This is a genomic window from Cobetia amphilecti (genome assembly GCF_032923285.1).
In the GTDB taxonomy this organism is placed as follows: Bacteria; Pseudomonadota; Gammaproteobacteria; order Pseudomonadales; family Halomonadaceae; genus Cobetia; species Cobetia amphilecti.
The window spans coordinates 2333920-2351581 of sequence record NZ_CP136695.1 but is presented as its reverse complement, the minus strand read 5'-3'; the positions used below and the strand labels follow the sequence as shown (position 1 = coordinate 2351581).

17 protein-coding genes are annotated in these 17662 nt (G+C 62.3%); 8 read left to right on the top strand and 9 right to left on the bottom strand.

What is annotated here, in order from left to right:
* Positions 1-166: 166 nt before the first annotated feature.
* Both R1T44_RS10085 and R1T44_RS10080 read right to left on the bottom strand, forming a co-directional pair.
* A complete protein-coding gene (locus tag R1T44_RS10085) occupies positions 167-1900 on the bottom strand; it encodes a BCCT family transporter (protein ID WP_284726107.1) in 1734 nt (577 codons plus the stop codon).
* 499 nt (positions 1901-2399) lie between these two features.
* Positions 2400-4427: a BCCT family transporter gene (locus R1T44_RS10080; RefSeq protein WP_153635745.1), complete on the bottom strand. Its 2028-nt coding sequence runs from the start codon at positions 4425-4427 to the stop codon at positions 2400-2402.
* 267 nt (positions 4428-4694) lie between these two features.
* Here R1T44_RS10080 and R1T44_RS10075 point away from each other — a divergent pair, with 267 nt between their 5' ends.
* Positions 4695-5252, top strand: coding sequence for a hypothetical protein (locus R1T44_RS10075; RefSeq protein WP_284726108.1), 558 nt, complete (start codon positions 4695-4697; stop codon positions 5250-5252).
* A 149-nt stretch (positions 5253-5401) separates the two neighbouring features.
* On the opposite strand, the gene smrA is transcribed toward R1T44_RS10075, so the two are convergent.
* The 6 genes from smrA to R1T44_RS10045 form a co-directional block, all read right to left on the bottom strand.
* Positions 5402-6043 (bottom strand): DNA endonuclease SmrA, encoded by a 642-nt coding sequence (smrA, locus tag R1T44_RS10070; protein WP_317291940.1) that lies wholly within the window; start codon positions 6041-6043, stop codon positions 5402-5404.
* 155 nt (positions 6044-6198) lie between these two features.
* Positions 6199-7275: an extracellular solute-binding protein gene (locus tag R1T44_RS10065; RefSeq protein WP_197738736.1), complete on the bottom strand. Its 1077-nt coding sequence runs from the start codon at positions 7273-7275 to the stop codon at positions 6199-6201.
* A gap of 1 nt (position 7276) precedes the next feature.
* On the bottom strand, positions 7277-8059 hold the full coding sequence (potC, locus tag R1T44_RS10060) for a spermidine/putrescine ABC transporter permease PotC (protein ID WP_043333579.1): 783 nt from the start codon (positions 8057-8059) through the stop codon (positions 7277-7279).
* A complete protein-coding gene (gene potB, locus R1T44_RS10055; protein WP_153635743.1) occupies positions 8056-8937 on the bottom strand; it encodes a spermidine/putrescine ABC transporter permease PotB in 882 nt (293 codons plus the stop codon). Before potB ends, potC begins: the two co-directional genes overlap by 4 nt.
* Positions 8934-10067 (bottom strand): spermidine/putrescine ABC transporter ATP-binding protein PotA, encoded by a 1134-nt coding sequence (potA, locus tag R1T44_RS10050; RefSeq protein WP_153635742.1) that lies wholly within the window; start codon positions 10065-10067, stop codon positions 8934-8936. The genes potB and potA overlap by 4 nt, the downstream gene beginning before the upstream one ends.
* 544 nt (positions 10068-10611) lie before the next feature.
* Positions 10612-11895 carry a YihY family inner membrane protein gene (locus R1T44_RS10045; protein WP_317291939.1) on the bottom strand — a complete coding sequence of 428 codons (1284 nt, stop codon included), beginning with the start codon at positions 11893-11895 and terminating at the stop codon, positions 10612-10614.
* Between the two features lie 105 nt (positions 11896-12000).
* Here R1T44_RS10045 and R1T44_RS10040 point away from each other — a divergent pair, with 105 nt between their 5' ends.
* The 4 genes from R1T44_RS10040 (at position 12001) to R1T44_RS10025 (ending at position 14250) form a co-directional block, all read left to right on the top strand.
* Complete coding sequence (locus tag R1T44_RS10040; RefSeq protein ID WP_043333573.1) at positions 12001-12360, top strand: arsenate reductase family protein; 360 nt, start codon at positions 12001-12003, stop codon at positions 12358-12360.
* A gap of 76 nt (positions 12361-12436) precedes the next feature.
* A complete protein-coding gene (gene wrbA, locus R1T44_RS10035) occupies positions 12437-13069 on the top strand; it encodes an NAD(P)H:quinone oxidoreductase (protein WP_043333572.1) in 633 nt (210 codons plus the stop codon).
* Positions 13070-13477, top strand: a complete 408-nt coding sequence (locus R1T44_RS10030; protein WP_153635739.1) for a DUF2069 domain-containing protein — start codon at positions 13070-13072, stop codon at positions 13475-13477.
* 284 nt (positions 13478-13761) lie between these two features.
* Positions 13762-14250 (top strand): c-type cytochrome, encoded by a 489-nt coding sequence (locus R1T44_RS10025; RefSeq protein WP_172978663.1) that lies wholly within the window; start codon positions 13762-13764, stop codon positions 14248-14250.
* Positions 14251-14386: 136 nt separating this feature from the next.
* Here R1T44_RS10025 and R1T44_RS10020 read toward each other — a convergent pair whose 3' ends face one another.
* Positions 14387-15145 carry a cytochrome b/b6 domain-containing protein gene (locus R1T44_RS10020; protein ID WP_284726110.1) on the bottom strand — a complete coding sequence of 253 codons (759 nt, stop codon included), beginning with the start codon at positions 15143-15145 and terminating at the stop codon, positions 14387-14389.
* Between the two features lie 339 nt (positions 15146-15484).
* Between R1T44_RS10020 and R1T44_RS10015 the strand changes: the two genes are divergently transcribed.
* From R1T44_RS10015 to pdxH, 3 genes are all read left to right on the top strand, one after another.
* Positions 15485-16375 carry an AzlC family ABC transporter permease gene (locus R1T44_RS10015; RefSeq protein WP_215824395.1) on the top strand — a complete coding sequence of 297 codons (891 nt, stop codon included), beginning with the start codon at positions 15485-15487 and terminating at the stop codon, positions 16373-16375.
* Complete coding sequence (locus tag R1T44_RS10010; RefSeq protein WP_153635735.1) at positions 16372-16746, top strand: branched-chain amino acid transporter permease; 375 nt, start codon at positions 16372-16374, stop codon at positions 16744-16746. The genes R1T44_RS10015 and R1T44_RS10010 overlap by 4 nt, the downstream gene beginning before the upstream one ends.
* 70 nt (positions 16747-16816) lie before the next feature.
* Positions 16817-17467, top strand: coding sequence for a pyridoxamine 5'-phosphate oxidase (gene pdxH, locus R1T44_RS10005; protein WP_043333565.1), 651 nt, complete (start codon positions 16817-16819; stop codon positions 17465-17467).
* Positions 17468-17662: the final 195 nt, after the last annotated feature.

The following is a 17662-nucleotide window of genomic DNA, read 5'->3' as shown; positions in this document are numbered from 1 at the left end:
GAGTCCAAGTAGGGAAGCAGCCCTGAGCCCAAGGAGGTAAACAGCCCTGTCCGGAAAGCGAGAAACAACGAGGCCCCTGCCCGGGGGCAGAGGCCTCATGTCTTGCACACCGAACGCATACGCGCCGGAGTTACACATCAGACGCATACGTCTGGCAAACGGCTGCTCAGGAGAGGTCGCGGACCTCGTTCTCGATCATCTTGCGGATATGCTCCTCATTCTCGATCATCGTTTCGCCGTCCTCGCGCAGCGATTTCAACAGCCCGATCATCATGGCGATCAGCACGAAGGTGAACGGCAAGGCGCCGGCGATCGAGGCCGCCTGCAGGGACTTGAGCGCCTGATCGCCCCCCAGCAACAGCAGGATCAAGGTCACGGCGCCCAGCATCATGCCCCAGATGATGCGTTGCTGAACCGGGGGGCGACGACCGAAGGCCAGCAGGCGTCCCAGCACCAGGGTGCCGGAATCCGCAGACGTGACGAAGAAGATGATTACCACGACCAGCGCGGCCACCTTGGCCACGGTCGCGGCAATGCCGGGCGTGAGCACCTCGAACGAGTGGTAGAGGGTGCCGGCGTAGTCCCAGTTGGTGACCGCAGCCGTGTAGATGCCCATGTCGGCCCCGTACAGAGACTGATAGATCCCCGCCGAGCCGATGACGCCGAACCAGACCAGCGCCACGATGGAGGGGATGACCATCACCCCGAGAATGAATTCACGGATGGTCCGGCCGCGCGAGATGCGGGCAATGAACATGCCGACGAAACCGGCCCAGGCGATCCACCAGCCCCAGTAGAAGATGGTCCAGCCGCCCTGCCACACTTGCTCGTCCGGCGTGCGCGCCGTCCACAGTGTCATCGAGACGCCATCGGTGAGGTAATCCCCGAGCGCGGTGATGGAGCTCGCGATCAGATAGTTGGCGTCGCTCATCAGCAGGAAGTAGGCAAGAATGCCGAGGCATACCCAGGTATTGAAGGTGGAAAGCAGCTTGATGCCACGCGCCACGCCGCTGGTCGCCGACAGCGTAGCGATCGCGCTGATCAATACGATGGAGACCACGGTCACCATGCGCGACTTCTCTTCGATGAGGCCCAGTGACATAAGGCCGGAGCCGATCTGCTCGACGCCCAGACCGAGCGTGGTGGCGATGCCGAAAATGGTACCGAACACGGTCAGGATATCGACGGTATGCCCGATGGGCCCGTAGATCCGGTTGCCGATCAGCGGATAGAGGGCCGAGCGCATCGAGAGCGGCAGGCCCTTGCGGAAGGCGAAATAAGCCAGTGACAGCCCGACGATGGCATACATGGCCCAGGCGATCGTGCCCCAGTGGAAGACGGTGAGCTTGATGCCACCGGCGGCCGCTTCCGCTACGCGGCTGTCAGGCACCGGGAAGCCTTCGTCCCCCGGCATGAGACCACTCGCCAGCGCTGCCTGCTTGGCCTCGAAAAAGGCGGCAACGGCCGCCTTGACGTCAGCACTCAGAAACGGATTGCCGCCGCTCCAGTCACTCGCGAAATGGATCATGGGCTCGGACATCGAGAAGAACAGCATGCCCGCGCCGGTCCCGCAGCCGAACAGCATCGAGAACCAGGCAAAATTGCTGAACTCGGGACGCTCATCGTCACGCCCCAGCCGAATCTTGCCGACACGCGAACACATCACGTAAAGACAGACCACGAAGGTCGAGAACATCACCAGCACGTAGTACCAGCCCAGGGTGCTCTCTATCCAGGCCTTGATGCCCAGAAACTGATCGCTGGCCGTCTTGCCCAACAGAATCGCATAGAGAATGAAGAACACGGTCATGGTGATCGCGGTGATACCGAGCGTCGAGTTGAGTCCCTTCAGGACACCTCGCTGCTCGATGAGTGCATCCAGTTCCTTTCCTTTCAACATGTTTCTACCTCGTGACGGGTTTTTATTATCATTTTTCATGATGCCGCTATCGTCGTTCGTGACATTAGTACCGTCGTTCATGACAGCGGTATCGTTGTTCATGACTGCGGATGCCGGGGCTCAAGGAACCTCAGTCGTCATGGGGACATTGCGGGCAGATCGCGTTCACCTTCGGTCAGTCATGGGCGGGAACCTTGGCAGACGACAACACCACGGCATGTCATCTGACCCCAGCCGGTATGCGACTTTATGGGGAGAGTCCATGCTATAGCCCCCCGCTTGCGAGACCAATAAGATCTCGACGCCGCCTGGATAAGCAGCGCTAATGCCTGAGCCCAAAAAATAGGCCTCACATTGCAGCGTCTTTCGACAGACGTCCTATCCAGGCCGGTTCCTTCAGGGAATCTCATCCAGACAGACAAAAGCCCCCGGCGGATCTCTCCACAAGGGGCTTTTGCGTCATGGCGACGCGTGAAGCGTCACTGACTGCCCGCTCGGATCATTGACCGACGGACTGGCTCAGACGCAGCTGGTGCAGGTAGTGCATATGACGCTCGTACTGCTCGAGCAGATCATTGATGACCTGGTCCTTGCTGTAGCCCATCAGGTCATAGGACTGACCACCTTCCTTGAGGAAGACTTCGGCACGACAGTAATCCTCTTCATCCCCCTCGTCTTCCTGATCCAGATTGAGGTCCGGACGCAGGTGAGAGCGAATGCGCACGCCGTAGATGAAGTCATCTTCCTCACCGTGGCGTGCATTGAAGTAGACGCGATCACGGCTGATGGTGACGTCGACTTCCAGTCCCTGGCTGCGCAGCTCTTCGGCCAGCTCCTGCATGCCTTCCGCGACTGTGCCGCGCAGGAAGCCACGTACCATGGCGCGCGTCGGGAAGCTCATCAGGTGCTGGGCACGCTTGCGCCAGTTGCCCTTCTCGCCCATCGGCGTCGCGGCTGCGGTGTTCACCGACAGCGAGCGGCGCTTGACGGACTCGAGATTGAGCTGGCGCAGCAGCCCGAAGATCGCGGCCAGCAGAATCATGCCGAACGGCAAGGCGGTAGCGATGGTGGCGGTCTGCAGCGCCCCCAGCCCACCGGCCAGCATCAGCACGATGGCCAAAAGACCCACCGCGAAGGCCCAGTAGATACGCTGCCAGATCGGGGTGTCTTCACGACCACCGGAGGCCAGCATGTCGACCACCATCGAGCCGGAATCCGCCGAAGTGACGAAGAACACGATGACCATCACCAGCGCGATCACCGAGGTGATGGACGACAGCGGCAGCTGCTCGAGGAAGGTGAACAGGGCCAGCGAATAGTTGTCGTTGACGGTGTCGACCAGCGCCGTAACGTTCTGCTCCAGAATCATCGAGATGGCGGTGTTGCCGAAGATGGTCATCCACAAAAGGGTGAAACCGGCCGGCACGAACAGCACGCCGATCACGAATTCCCGGATAGTACGGCCACGCGAGACACGCGCGATGAACATGCCGACGAACGGAGACCAGGACATCCACCAACCCCAGTAGAGCAGCGTCCAGCCACCGATCCAGTCATTGGGTTCGTAGGCGTAGAGTTCGAAGGTCTTGCCGACGATATCGGCCATGTAGAAGCCGGAATTCTGGACGAACGCCTTGAGCAGGAAGGCGGTCGGGCCGAGCAGCAGCACGAACAGCAACAGCACCACGGCGAGGCCGAGGTTGATCTCGGACAGGATGCGGATGCCCTTGTCCAGGCCGGTCACGACCGAGATGGTGGCAAGGCCGGTGATCACGACGATGATCGCGACCTGGGTCCAGTCGTTGTTCGGCATGCCGGTCAGGTGCGAGAGCCCGGCATTGACCTGTGCCACACCGTAGCCCAGCGTGGTGGCGACACCACAGACGGTGCCGACGATGGCGAAGATATCCACCGCATGGCCGATGGGGCCGTAGATGCGCTTGCCGATCAGAGGATACAAGGCACTGCGCAGCGTCAGCGGCAGGTCATGGCGATAGCTGAAGTAGGCCAGAATCAGCGCGACGATGGCGTAGATCGACCAGGCATGCAGCCCCCAGTGGAAGAAGGTCAGCTTCATCGCTTCACGCGCGGTCTCGACCTGCTCCGGGGTACCCGTCGGCGGGTTGAGGAAGTGCATCACCGGCTCGGCCACGCCGAAGAACATCAGGCCGATGCCCATGCCCGCCGAGAACAGCATCGCGAACCAGGTGACGTTGCTGTAGTCCGGCAGTGAGTGGTCCGGCCCCAGGCGAATCTCGCCATGGCGTGAGAAGCCGACATACACCACCGAAATCAGCACGATGGCCACGCACAGGATGTAGAACCAGCTCACGGTGTTGGTGATCCAATGCTGGACCGACTCGAACACGGACATGGCCGTGTCCGAGAACACCGCGGTGAAGATCACCAATAACAGGATGATGGCATTCGCGCCGAAGAAGACCGGCGGGTTGACCTTGGCAAACAAGCCGGTGCGCGGCTCGGCACTGGCATCTTCGCCACCGCCCGCTGCAGGGGTATTGCGCATGGAGATTTCCTTGTGAGTGTCCGGGAGAGACGCCGTGAGCTGTCTCGGCGCCCTGCTGGCAAACAACACTATAATGAAAAAACATGATCAGATTGCGCGCGGATAATATCACCTAATGCCTACATGACCAATGTCTTGTCCAACTACCGTCCAACTTCTCGGCGCACACATGGCGCAGGATGCCATTTGTTTTCTTGATGCTTGCACGCTGGCACCCAACGTCATCGGCACACTCAAATGCCATGCTGGTCACACAGGAGTAAACGCATGAGTCGCAATCGTCATTCCGGCAAGGGCCCCCTGCGCGCGCTCGCGCTGTCTCTCGCCCTGTTGAGTGCCCTGCCGGCCACGTCCGCCATGGCGGGCCCGGGGCATGGGCGCTTCGATGGTCCGGGCTACATAGGCCCCGACATCGTGATCGGGCATGGTGAGCCCGGTCGGCTGATTCGCTGGGCACCGGGTGGCCCGGGGCACGGTCATGGCCTGCCCGCAGGGGCGCGCGGTGTCTGGGTGGGCGCTACGCTGTATTTCCTGGCGGCAGGCACCTATTACCTGTGGGAAGAGAGTCAGCAGCAGTATCTGCCCGTCCAGGCCCCCGCTCAGGCGACACTCACGGCCGCGGCAGTCGATGTCATCGCCTACCCCACCAAGGGCCAGAGCGAAGACCAGCAAGCGCGTGATCGCTATGAGTGCCATCGCTGGGCCAATCAGCAGAGTGGCGCCGAAGCCAATTCCGCGGCACCGCCCGTGACCGCCAGCAACGCAGACACCTATCGCCGCGCGCTGAGTGCCTGCTTCACCGGTCGCGGTTACAGCGTGCAATAGTCAGCTTGAGCCATGAGCATGAAAAAGCCCCGCCAGCTCGCGATGATCGCGGCCTGGCGGGGCTTTCTTGAGTCTATTGTCGGCTTTCTGTCGTCTGATTTGACTGCTTGCGGGATTTGACTGCTTGCGGGTTTTGCTGCTCGTGGCGATCAGCCGCGCCGCTTCTGATGGCGTTCGCGGTTGTTGTCACGCGCCGCGCGGGATTTGCGCAACATCACCAGCGTCGCCCCCAGCCCACCATGGCGCGGCGTGGCACTGCTCCAGGCCTGCACCTCGGGCATCTGCTCCAGCCAGTGCACCAGGTAGGCACGGATCAAGGCGGCATGCGATTCGCTGTCACGCCCCTTGCCATGAATCACCAGCAGGCAGCGCAACTCGCTGCGCCAGGCGTCCTGGATGAAGCGATGCACCTCACGGCGACACTCGATGAGCGGGCGACGCATCAGATTGAGCTGCGCCTCGGGTGGGTAGCCGCCCTGGCGCAAGCGCTCCAGCACACCGGTCTGGGTGCCATCGCGGCGAAACTCGACCGGGTCATGCGGCGAGAGATGCTCCACGTAGCTGTCGGACAGCCCGTCCAGCTCATTGCCCAGGGTCTTCTGCGCGTCTTCACGCCGTGCCAGCTGAGCCTCGCTGGGGCCCTTGCGGGCCGTGGTGACATCGGCGCGGTCCTTGCCGCGCCTCAGGGGAGCAACGCCTTGCATCTCACGACTGAACAGATCATCCGCCTCGGCACTGCTCAACTCACGGGCATGCGCCGCCGACATCATTGCAGGGGAAAAACGTGACATGGCACCCTCCAGTCTTCACCAGGACGTGTCAATTACGTGGAGCGCGCAGTCAAGGTCGACAAACGACGACGCCCCGAGACAGAGCATGCCTCGGGGCGTCGGTTCAGCTCAAGTCGCTGACGTGATTTCTTGCGTCATCACGCCTCAAGGACGGATCAATGCCCGGTCTTGAGCTGCTCCCAGTACTTCTGATAGATCGACAGCGCATCGCCGACATCGGTCTGGAATTCGCCGCGGGCGAGATCCTGCTGAGTCGGGAAGACCACCGGGTTGTCACGCACTTCCGGGTCCATCATGTTCTTGGCCGCCAGGCTCGGCGTGGTGTAACCCACGTACTCGCTGATTTCCTTGCTGACTTCCGGGCTGATCAGGTAATCGATGAACTGATAGGCCGCATCGACGTGACGCGCGTTGGACGGAATCGCCATGGTGTCCATCCACAGGATGATGCCTTCCTTGGGATAGACATACTCGACCGGCACGCCTTCCTGGTTCGCCTGATAGACCTCACCGTTCCAGATCAGACCGGCATCGACCTCGCCCTGCATGAAGGGCACGCGCGCCGCGTCGGAGTTGAAGGCACGCACGTTGGGCATCAGCTGGGTCAGCTTCTCGTAGGCCGCCTTGATCTCGTCCGGGTCCGTGGTGTTGCCACTGAAGCCAAGGCTTGCCAGTGCGACATGGAAGACTTCACGCATGTCGTTGGAGAGCAGCAGCTTGTCACGATACTTGTCGTTCCACAGGTCGTTCCAGCTGGTCAGTGCGCCCTCTTCGACATAGTCCGGGTTGTAACCGATACCGGCGCTGCCCCACATGTAAGGCACGCTGTACTGGTTGCCCTTGTCGAAGTCACGATCGACCAGGTTGGGGTCGAGGTCCTCGAAATGGTCGAGCTTGCTGACATCCAGCTTCTGCAGCAGACCTTCACGCGCCATCTTGTCGATGTAATAGGTCGACGGGAAGACGAGGTCGTAGCTGTTGTCGCTGTCCAGCAGCTTGAGCTTGGCGTACATCGCTTCGTTGGAATCGAAGGTGGAGTAGACGACATCGATGCCGGTCTGCTCTTCGAAGCGCTCGATGACCTCATCGGGCATGTACTCGGTCCAGTTGTAGACGTAAAGGACCTTGTCGCTGTCATCCGCGGCCAGAACGGGGGCGGATGTGGCCACGGAAGCCAGGCTGACGGCAGCCATCAGGCCAGCGGCACGCAGCGGGAAACGGGTACCTTGCATGTTATTTTTTCTCCTTGAGCAACAACTGTGAAATCAACAGCAGACAGAGCGACAGCCCCAACAGCAGGGTTGCCAATGCATTCACTTCAGGTTTGAGCCCCAGTCGCACCATCGAGTAGATGCGCAGCGGCAGCACCTCGAAGGTCGGCCCGGTGACGAAGGTCGAGATCACCACATCATCCAGCGACAGGGTGAAGCTCAGCAGCCAGCCGGAGGCGATCGCCGGCATCAGCGCCGGTACCAGCACGTGCCAGACGGCGCGGGCTTCACTGGCACCGAGATCACGCGCCGCTTCCAGCAACTGCGGGTTAATGCCCGTCAGGCGGGAATAGACAGTGATCACCACGAACGGCAGACAGAAGGTGGCGTGCGAGACCAGCAGCGAGAAATAGCCCAGCTGGATACCCAACGCAATGAACAGCGCCAGGAAGGCGATCGCCATCACGATGTCCGGCATCATCATCACCGTGAACAGCATGCCATTGAGCAGCGGCTTGCCGCGGAAGCGATAGCGATAAAGCGCGGTGGCCGTCAGCGTGCCGATCAGGGTCGCCAGCGTCGCCGCCGTCACCCCGAGCCACAGCGTATTGAGCGCAGCCTCCATCAGATTGCCATTGCCCAGCAGCTTGTCGTACCAGCGCAGGCTGAAGCCGCCCCACACGAAGGGATTGCGTGAGTCATTGAACGAGATGCCGATCAACACCAGGATCGGCACATACAACAGCGTGAAGATCAGCGTCAGGTAACAGCGGCTGAACCAACGCAGCGCGGCGCTCGCCTTCATAGGGTCACCTCACGCTTGAAGAGCTTGACGCTGCGGTAATAGGCCAGCAGCAGGAACGCCATCACCAGTGTCAGCATCACGCTGATCGCCGCGCCGAAGGTCCAGTTGTTGGCCTCCAGGAACTGGCCCTTGATGATGTTGCCGATCAGCGGATGGCGCGAGCCGCCCAGCAGGTCCGAGACATAGAACATGCCCATCGCCGGCAGGAACACCAGCAGCACGCCCGCGATGATGCCCGGCATGGTCAGCGGCAGCACGATATGGCGGAAGGTGGCCAGGCCATTGGCACCAAGGTCGCGGGCCGCCTCCAGCGTCGGGCGGCTCAGCTGCTCGAAGACGGCATACAGCGGCAGGATCATGAACGGCAGCAGCATGTAGACCAGCCCCACGATCACCGCCTCCTCGGTATACAGCAGACGCAGCGGCGCATCGATCAGGCCGAGATTCATCAGCACATCATTGAGCAGGCCGCGTGTCGCGATCAGCGTGCGCAGGGCATAGATGCGGATCAGCGAGTTGGTCCAGAACGGAATGATCACCAACAGCAGCAGCAAGGGCTGCAGGCGCGGGCTGGCCCGCGAGATCATCCACGCGAAGGGATAGCCGAGCAGCAGACAGATCAGCGTCGTGATCAGGCCGATCCACAGCGAATGGCCGAAGACGCTCAGATACACCGGACTGACCATCTGGCCATAGTTGGTCAGAAAGCCCTGCCAAAGCGTGCTCAGCGTCAGCTCACCGCCCAGCAGCTGGCCGGTGTTTTCCGGCATCAGACTGACCAGCACCACCAGCAGCGTCGGGGCCAGCACCAGCACGATCAGCCAGCCCCAGATGATGGTCAGGGTGGCGGTCTTGAAGGGATTGCGCACCAGACTCATGCACCCGCCCCCGTCACGGCCGGCTCATCATCGGGCAGGATGATCTCCCAGTCCGGTACCCAGCTGACGCGCACGCGCTCGCCGAGGCGGTAATCGAAGTCAGGGTCATCCTCGTCGAAGAACTCGCTGGCCAACAACTGCTGACCGCTGTCCAGCTCCAGCACCGTGTCCAGGGTCATGCCCTTGTAGTTGCGCTCGATGACGCGCGCCGGGAAACCTTCGCTGTCCTCGGCGCCCTTGAGTCGCATGTCTTCCGGGCGCAGCAACACCTGCACCGCCTCTCCGCCCTGATAGGTGCGACCATGGCTGCTGAGTTCCAGCGTCTGACCGAGCAGCGTGATCTCGATGCGCCCGGCCGTCGCCGCGGGGCGCACGACCTGCGCCGCCAGCTGGTTGATCTCACCGACGAAGCGCGCCACGAACAGCGTGCTCGGCGATTCATAGACCTCACGCGGCGTACCGATCTGCTCGATACCGCCTTCGCGCATCACCACCACGCGATCGGACATCGACAGCGCCTCTTCCTGATCGTGGGTGACGAACACGAAGGTGATGCCTAGGCGACGCTGCAGGCGCTTGAGCTCGTTCTGCATCTGCTTGCGCAGCTTGTAATCCAGCGCCGAGAGCGGCTCATCGAGCAGCAGGACGCGGGGACGCTTGACCACGGCGCGGGCAATCGCGATGCGCTGCTGCTGCCCGCCGGAGAGCTGGTCCGGGCGGCGGTCCGACAGATGGGCCAGTTGCACCATCTCCAGCGCTTCGCGCACCCGCTCATGAATCTCGGCCTTGGCGACCTTTTCCATGCGCAGCCCGAAGGCCACGTTGTCGTAGAGGTTCATGTGCGGAAACAGCGCATAGCTCTGGAAGACGGTATTGACCGGGCGCTGGTGAGCGGGACGCTCATGCAAGGCCGTCGACTCGAGCGTGATGGTGCCGCTATCCGGCGATTCGAAGCCGGCGATCATTCTCAGCACGGTGGTCTTGCCGCAACCGGACGGGCCCAGCAGCGTGACGAACTCACCATCGTTCAAATCCAGGTCAAGGCTGTCCAACACCTTGCGATCACCAAAGGTCTTGGAAATGCCACGCAGCTTGACCAGCGGGGCCTTCTCAGGAGCAGAGCTTTTCATCGGCGGGTTGTCACCTCCAGCGGGCGTCGCGAACGGCACCCTCATGCATGTCAGGCGCGCCAGGGACTGGCACGCCACATCGTCAATTCCATCGTGCCTGGCCACCGGCTGACTGCCAGCTCTCGCCGCTCGCTTTGGCGCTGGCGCGCAGGTCGCGCAAAGGTCACATCAGACAGCGGAAAGGCGCCGTCGCCAGTCTGGCATGCCAACCTTTCACTTGCGTGTCTGCCCGGCGAGCCGCTGCCAGCTGACCTGTCTCATTCATGCCTCGACCACGCCTCACCCTTACCTCGCTCACTCCTCACCCTGGCTCTCCAGCGTGCAGGCCGAATTGCGGCAAGGCAGGCGAGCGGTTCCGGTTGATGTGCGAGAGACAAAGGAAAAGGCCCGAACAGGTGTCGGGCCTTTTCATTGCCGTCATCGCTTTCGATATCGGGGCATCGGCATCCGCCTCAACCCCCGTCGGGATGAGCAGACGGCACAGGGTGCGCATTCTGCCCATTCGGCTTCAGGCTGTCACCTTGCAATCACGTTCCTGTGCCGCTCAGGAAGTCGCAAGTCGCTGATCTTGCGGGTCTTTTTCCTCCTGAGTCATGGCCTCATCACCCACCTCACCGACACTGGGCAGCACCTCGACCAGACCGCAGGTCATGCGCTCCTTCTCGGCAGCACGCGCACGCGCCAGCGCCTCACGCAGGGGTTCCAGGCGCGGATGCGGCGCTTCGCCCGCCTCGCCGGCCGGCAGTTCCCACGGCAAGGCGTGCGCCATCTCCCACAGCGAGTAATGACTGAGATCACGCCCGAGCACCCATTGGCCATCCTGGGTCTGGCTGGCGATGTTCTCGGCGATCAGCGGCTTGAGCACACGACGGTAACGACTGCCCAGCACTTCCGTGAGTCGATCATCGGACAGCGGCTCACCGCGTTCATGGGCATCCTTGAGCAGCATCACGGCACCGAGGGTCTGCCAGAACGGTGGCCAGCGATGCCAGTCAGCATTGGAGCGCTCGCCCATCCAGGCCGCGACTTCCGCCCCCAGCAGCACGATGCACCAGGACAGGAACACCCACAGCAGGAAGAGCGGAACGGCCGCGAAGGCGCCGTAGATGGCCTGATAGGACGGGAAATGCGTCACGTAGAGCGAGAAGCCCGCCTTGGCCAGCTCCAGCGCCAGCGCCGTGGTCAGCGCGCCGACCGCGGCGTCACGCAGGCGAACCTTGCAGTTGGGCACCGCGGCATAGATGAAGGTGAAGGCCGCAGCGCTCAACAGCGGCGGCAACAGACGCAGCAACAGTGCCTTGCCGCCCAGCATCTCGGCGGCCGAGTCGAAGAAGGACAGCGAGGTCAGAAAGGACGACAGCAGAAAGCCCGAGCCCAGCATCAGCGGCCCCAGCGTCAGGACGGCCCAGTACATCAGGAAGCTCGACAGTCCCTTGCGCCCTTCCGGCACCTGCCAGATGGCATTGAAGGCGCCTTCGATGGTGATCATCATCATCACCGAGGTCACGAACAGGAAGATCAGACCCACCGAGGTCAGATTGCGCGCCTGACCGGAGAACTCGTTGAGATACTCGAGCACCGTGGCGCCGGTCGAGGGCAGAAACTGGGAGAACACCGTGGTCTGCAGTTGATCGCCCACGCCGTCGAAACTCGGAATGACGGCGAACATCGCATAGATGACCGTCATCAAGGGCACGATGGCGAACAGCGTCGTATAGGTCAGTGCCGACGCGGTCTTCTTGCCGTCGTGATAGTTGAAACGTGATACCAGCTTGAGGATGACGCCGATGGCGGGCATGACCCGCGAGATCCCTGGCAGTTGTGGCATTCTTGTGCGCCCCTCTACAATGCGTTCCTGATTCATTCGCCACCGCCGGCCATGGCCAGTAGCGCTTGCGTGAAACCCATCACCTGTCCGGAAACGGAGACAGTCATGTCAATATTGAAACTCTACCATAACCCACGCTGCTCCAAGTCACGGGAAACACTGGCGCTTTTGACCGCGCGCCTCGAGGGCGATGCCTTCGAGACCGTCCGCTACCTGGAAGACCCCCTCGATCGTGAGCAGCTCGAGGCCCTGGCCGCCCGAGTGGAAGGCGGGGCGCGGGCTCTGACCCGCGAGAACGAAGCCGAGTGGAAGGCGCTGGGCCTTGTAGACCCCAGCGATGCGCAACGCCTTGACGCGATTGCCGCAACGCCGAAATTGATGCAGCGGCCGATTCTCGATGATGGCACCCGTGCCGTCATCGGTCGCCCGCCCGAAGATGTGCTGGTGCTGTTGAGCGACGCCTGATCCCCTGATGACAGAGTGTGCTCACGCAAGCCCCGCTTGCCCCTTTCGATAGATTGTCATCCACCTGAGGAAGCTCATGTCCGCAACGACCCCCGACGCGACGCCGTACGTCCTCGTCCTCTATTACTCGCGCCATGGTGCGACCCGCACGCTGGCCGAGCAGATCGCCGCCGGCATCGAGTCCATCAGCGGTGTCGAGGCACGCCTGCGCCGGGTGCCCGAGATCTCGGCCACCTGCGAGCAGACCGAGCCGGAAATCCCCGACAGCGGGGCCATGTACGTCGAGCTGGACGACCTGCGTCACTGTTCGGGCCTCGCGCTGGGCAGTCCGACCCGCTTCGGCAACATGGCGGCGCCGCTCAAGTACTTCCTGGACTCCACCAGCGAGCTGTGGATGAACGGCGCCTTGATCGACAAGCCTGCCACCGCCTTCAGCGCCTCAAGCTCTCTGCATGGCGGTCAGGAAACCACGCTGATCACCATGCTGATCCCGCTGCTGCATCATGGCATGGTGTATGCCGGTGTGCCCTACAGCGCCACCGAGTTGCTCGAGACCACCCAGGGCGGCACGCCCTACGGCACGACCCACGTCAGCGGCAAGCGTGGCGACAACGATGTCGATGACAACGAACAGCGCCTGGCACTGGCGCAAGGCAAGCGTATCGCTCGCCTGGCCCTTGCCATGCAACCTCTCAGGGAGACGAAATAGATGCGCGCCTGGCTTGAACGACTGGAACGTGAGCAGGGCCTCGACACGCTCGAAGCCAAGAGCCGTCGCGGTGTGATCGCAAGTTTTGCGGCCGTCGCCCTGCTGCTGCTGATCGGCGGCATTCAGCTAATGGCGCAGAGCGAGAACAGCGGCCTGCTGCCGCTGTTGATCCGCCTGCTGCCCATCGCACTATTCCTGCCCGCCATCTTCACCCGCCGGGCACGTGGCCATGTCTGGCTGGCCTTCGTCAGCCTGCTCTACATCATGCAGGGCGTGATGCTGGCCGGTGTGCCTGGCCACGCCGTCATCGGCGTTCTGGAAGCACTGGCGGCACTGGGGCTGTTCATTTCCAGCATGGCTTACGCCCGTTTCCGCTCGCGCAACCTCAAGCGTCAGCCGCAGGCCTGATCAAGCCCTGGCCTCTCCATTGCCCGCCCTTCTCGTCGCGCCATAATCGACTAAAATTGGCGGCTAGAATAGCCGACTAAAATAGGCGACTAGAATAGCCGTAAAATAGCCGACTAGAATGGCGGGTATCGGTTTGCGCCCTCCCACGGCGGCTTGCCACTTACCCCGCCGCTACCCACTGCTTTTCCCAGCGTGTCTCCTCAACCATCGCGAGCCGCCCATGCTGTATCGGCTTTGCGAGTTGATTACAGCGAGGCTTTGCCATGATCGGCCTGACAACACACTTGTCTTTTCCGCGCCCTGCGGGCGTATCGCGCAACCGCCTGACCACTGGCGTGCTGGCGGCTGGCGTGGTGCTTGCCAGCCTGTTGGCGTCGCCAGCGGCACTGGCTGACAAGACGGAAGATGCCATCCAGTATCGCCAGGCAGTCTTCCAGACGCTGGCGTGGCAGTTCAGTCCGATGGGTGCGATGGTCAAGGGCAAGCAGGACTATGATGCCGAGGAGTTTCGCACCCGCGCCGAGCGACTGGCGCTGTTGGCTCAGATGCCATGGGAGGGCTTCATCGCCGGTTCCTATGACGGTGATACCGACGCGCTGAGCAAGATAGAGAGCGACCGTGCAGGCTTCGACAAGCGTGCCGAGGCGCTGATGACCCAGAGCCGGGCATTGGCTGACGCCGCCGCCAGTCAGGACCTTGATGCCCTGCGCAGCCAGTTCGTCGAGACAGCCAAGACCTGCAAGGGCTGTCATCAGCAGTATCGCGCTGACTGATATAGCCAAAGCTCCGTCAAGACGCAAAAGCGCCGCCATGAGATTGCTCGTGGCGGCGCTTTTGCGTCTTGGCATACATGAGGGCGAAAGTGAGAGTAAAAGTCATAGCGAAAGCATGAGTGAAAGCGAGCAGAGCTTACGGCAACTGCGCCCCCTGCCAGATGACCAGAACGGCAATGCCGATCGCCAACCCCAGCGCGAGCCTCCTGCGTGGGCGTAAAGGTGGCACTGGCTCGCCCTCATCCACTACCGATTCATCGCGCCTGAAATGCTTGCGGCCATGCACCATCGCCCAGATCAGCCACTCACCGCGCAGGCCATGCCAGACGATGGCCATCAGATGCAGGGCGATCAGCCCCCACAGCAGCGTGATATTGGTGTGATGCACCCAGGCCAGCCCCTCGGCGACACTCGCTGGGACCCGATCATGCAGGGGCCCTTCGAACAGCAGATCATCGGTGAGAAACAGCCCGCTCGAGGCCTGAATCGCCAGCACCAGCAACATGGCCAGCGTCATCCAGCCACCCAGGGGATTGTGGCCTGCATGGCGTGGCGCGCGTCCCGCCAGAAAGTCAGCGGCGTAGCGCCAGGTCGTGCGCGGTGACGCCACGAAGCGGCTGAAGCGAGCATGCCCGCTGCCCACCAGCCCCCAGATGACGCGAAACGCCACCAGCCCGATCACGCAATATCCCAACCGTGCGTGCCAGACCATCGGAAAATCGAGTCCTGCGCCCACCTCGGCGGTGTACCACATGCCGATGATCGCCAGAATCAGCAGCAGGTGAAACAGCCGGATGGCCAGCCCCCAGATCACGACACTGCGCAGCGGCGAAGGCTCACCCTGATCATGAAGCACCGTCTCAGACGAGGACTTGCGGAATCGGTTCGAACTCATCCTGATGACTCCCTCAGCGAATGAACCTTTGATGGCACGACACGTGATCAGGCAGCGATAGGCAGCCAACGAGCGACTACAGGCCAGTATAGGTGGACTCGGTCTGGCGGCTCACGGCAAATCAATCGGCCGTGCCGCCATGAGACATGTGAAATATCAGCAATGAAGCGCTGATTCAGCACTTTCCACTGCCAGCTGCCACCTTGGCAGCATCGCCTGACGCTTGATGACATTATATGCTGCGTAGATTGCCTGCGGCTTACCGGGTCTCGGCCTCTTGAAGGCTCCCGGCATGTGTCGCCCGTCTTCACCCCGCCTGCGCAGAACGGAACTCTCGCCATGTCATCGCCTTCCACGGCCGGTACCTCGCACGCCTCCCGGGACGACACCACCTGTGCGGGCTCGCCTCCCCGGCAGCCAGTCAGCAGTCGTCACCTATGGCAACAGGCACTCAACAAGACCCTGCCGGTGATGTTCGGCTATATCCCGCTGGGCGCTGCCTTCGGCGTGCTGTTCACCCAGCTGCCGTTGAGCCCCTGGCTGGGCCTTTTGATGTCACTGGTCATCCTGGCCGGGGCCGGCCAGTTCCTGGCGGTAGCGCTGCTCGGTGCGGGCGCCGGCATCACCGAGGTCTTTGTGGCCACTCTGCTGCTCAATTCGCGCCACCTCTTCTACGGCCTGTCGCTGCTGGAGCGCTTCCGCGCGGCGGGGCTTGGCAAGCTCTATCTCATCTTCGGGCTGACCGATGAAACCTACTCGCTGCTGGCCAGCCTGCCACGCAGCGGCGAACGCGATGATCCCGTGGCGCGCCGTGATGACCAGCGCCTGATGTTGCGCATCACCTTCCTCAACCAATCCTGGTGGGTACTGGGGACGCTGCTGGGTCTGGCAGCCGGACAGCTCAGCTTTGACAGCAGCGGCATCGAGTTCGCGTTGACGGCGCTGTTCGTGGTGCTGGGCATCGAACAATGGTTCGCCCTGCGCGAGCGCTGGCCCTTCATGCTCGGCCTGCTGGTCACGCTCGCGGGCCTGTGGCTGCTGCCGGAAGATCAGCTGTTGCTGGGCAGCATCGCGGCAGCCTGCGCCCTCCTGCTCGGGCAGTATCATTACCAGCGTGGCAAACAACAGCCACACGTCACGCCTGCCCCGCGTGACGATCATCCCCCACACGGCAAGTCTGGCGCGCGCCGGACTGAACACAATCAAGCCTCGGAGCACACCACCCCATGACGACCCTGCAGGCCTTGCTGTTGATCGCCGTGTCAGCCGGCGCGACCTTCGCCACGCGCGCGCTGCCCTTCGTGTTCCTGTCCCGCCATTCGGCCCATCCGCTGATTCTGCATATGGGCCGCTATCTGCCGGCCATCGTCATGGTCGTGCTGATCATCGTCTCGCTGTCGGCCATGCAACTGCCTGACATGTCAGAGTCTGCGCACCACATCTCGGCCTGGCAAAGCTGGCTCGTAAGCGCCGAGGGCGCCGGCATGCTGGTCGCGGCCCTCTGCGTGGCGGGACTGCATCTGTGGCGACGCAATGCGCTGCTCTCGATTGCCGTCGGTACCGGGCTTTACATGGCGTGGCTGCAGCTGGGCGGTGTCTGAGGCTTGCGATCCAGCACGTGAGCGGTCACAGTCATGTCATTACATGAGCAATTCATCAAGGGAGCCCACCATGAACCGCGATATCGCCGATGTGCGCAGAACCTATTCCGGTGATGGCCTGAGCCTTGCGAACACACCGCTGGAACCCTTCGAGCTGTTTCAGGAGTGGTTGACCAGCGCCCTGTCCGCCGATGACAACGACGCCAATGTCATGACGCTCTCCACCGTCGACAGCCAGGGCAAGCCGCATGCGCGCATCGTGCTGCTCAAGGGCTGCGACAGTGAAGGCTTCATCTTCTATACCAACTATCAGAGCCACAAGGGCAGCGAGCTGGCCAATGTGCCCTTCGCCGCGCTGACCTTCTGGTGGCCCGCGCTGGAGCGCCAGGTGCGTATCGAAGGCAGCGTCGAGAAGGTCGCGGATGCCACCTCCGATCAGTACTTCGCCTCACGCCCCAAGGAGAGCCAGCTGGGCGCCTGGGTCTCGCAGCAGAGTGTCGAGATTCCCGATCGCGAATGGCTCAGCGAGCGTCAGGGTCGCTTCGAGCAGGTCTATGCCACCACCGAAGTGCCGCGTCCGGAGCATTGGGGCGGCTACCGCGTAGTGCCGGAAATGATCGAATTCTGGCAGGGGCAGCCCTCGCGCCTGCACGATCGCGTACGCTACCAGCGCCTGGACACGGAAGACGGCGAATGGCACAAGCAACTGCTGGCACCCTGACCCGCTAGCCAGTCTCTGCCGCTAGCCAGTCTGTGCCGATAGCCAGTCTGCGCCACAACAGGCGCTCTTCTCGAGGCTCCGCTCATGCGGGGCCTCTTGCGTTGCCGTTCGGGTTACCGTGCGGGGCGCCGGCCGGGTTGCCGCTTGTGTTATCGCTTGCGCTATTCCTTGAGACCCCGCCGGCGCAGATTCGCG

Bases quoted from the DNA above. Each gene is read 5' to 3' on its own strand.
- R1T44_RS10085 (WP_284726107.1), bottom strand. From the start codon at position 1,900: ATGTTGAAAGGAAAGGAACTGGATGCACTCATCGAGCAGCGAGGTGTC.
- R1T44_RS10080 (WP_153635745.1), bottom strand. From the start codon at position 4,427: ATGCGCAATACCCCTGCAGCGGGCGGTGGCGAAGATGCCAGTGCCGAG.
- R1T44_RS10010 (WP_153635735.1), top strand. From the start codon at position 16,372: ATGACGACCCTGCAGGCCTTGCTGTTGATCGCCGTGTCAGCCGGCGCG.
- R1T44_RS10075 (WP_284726108.1), top strand. From the start codon at position 4,695: ATGAGTCGCAATCGTCATTCCGGCAAGGGCCCCCTGCGCGCGCTCGCG.
- R1T44_RS10015 (WP_215824395.1), top strand. From the start codon at position 15,485: ATGTCATCGCCTTCCACGGCCGGTACCTCGCACGCCTCCCGGGACGAC.
- wrbA (WP_043333572.1), top strand. From the start codon at position 12,437: ATGTCCGCAACGACCCCCGACGCGACGCCGTACGTCCTCGTCCTCTAT.
- potA (WP_153635742.1), bottom strand. From the start codon at position 10,067: ATGAAAAGCTCTGCTCCTGAGAAGGCCCCGCTGGTCAAGCTGCGTGGC.
- pdxH (WP_043333565.1), top strand. From the start codon at position 16,817: ATGAACCGCGATATCGCCGATGTGCGCAGAACCTATTCCGGTGATGGC.
- R1T44_RS10065 (WP_197738736.1), bottom strand. From the start codon at position 7,275: ATGCAAGGTACCCGTTTCCCGCTGCGTGCCGCTGGCCTGATGGCTGCC.
- R1T44_RS10040 (WP_043333573.1), top strand. From the start codon at position 12,001: ATGTCAATATTGAAACTCTACCATAACCCACGCTGCTCCAAGTCACGG.
- potB (WP_153635743.1), bottom strand. From the start codon at position 8,937: ATGAGTCTGGTGCGCAATCCCTTCAAGACCGCCACCCTGACCATCATC.
- R1T44_RS10045 (WP_317291939.1), bottom strand. From the start codon at position 11,895: ATGCCACAACTGCCAGGGATCTCGCGGGTCATGCCCGCCATCGGCGTC.
- R1T44_RS10030 (WP_153635739.1), top strand. From the start codon at position 13,070: ATGCGCGCCTGGCTTGAACGACTGGAACGTGAGCAGGGCCTCGACACG.
- R1T44_RS10020 (WP_284726110.1), bottom strand. From the start codon at position 15,145: ATGAGTTCGAACCGATTCCGCAAGTCCTCGTCTGAGACGGTGCTTCAT.
- smrA (WP_317291940.1), bottom strand. From the start codon at position 6,043: ATGTCACGTTTTTCCCCTGCAATGATGTCGGCGGCGCATGCCCGTGAG.
- potC (WP_043333579.1), bottom strand. From the start codon at position 8,059: ATGAAGGCGAGCGCCGCGCTGCGTTGGTTCAGCCGCTGTTACCTGACG.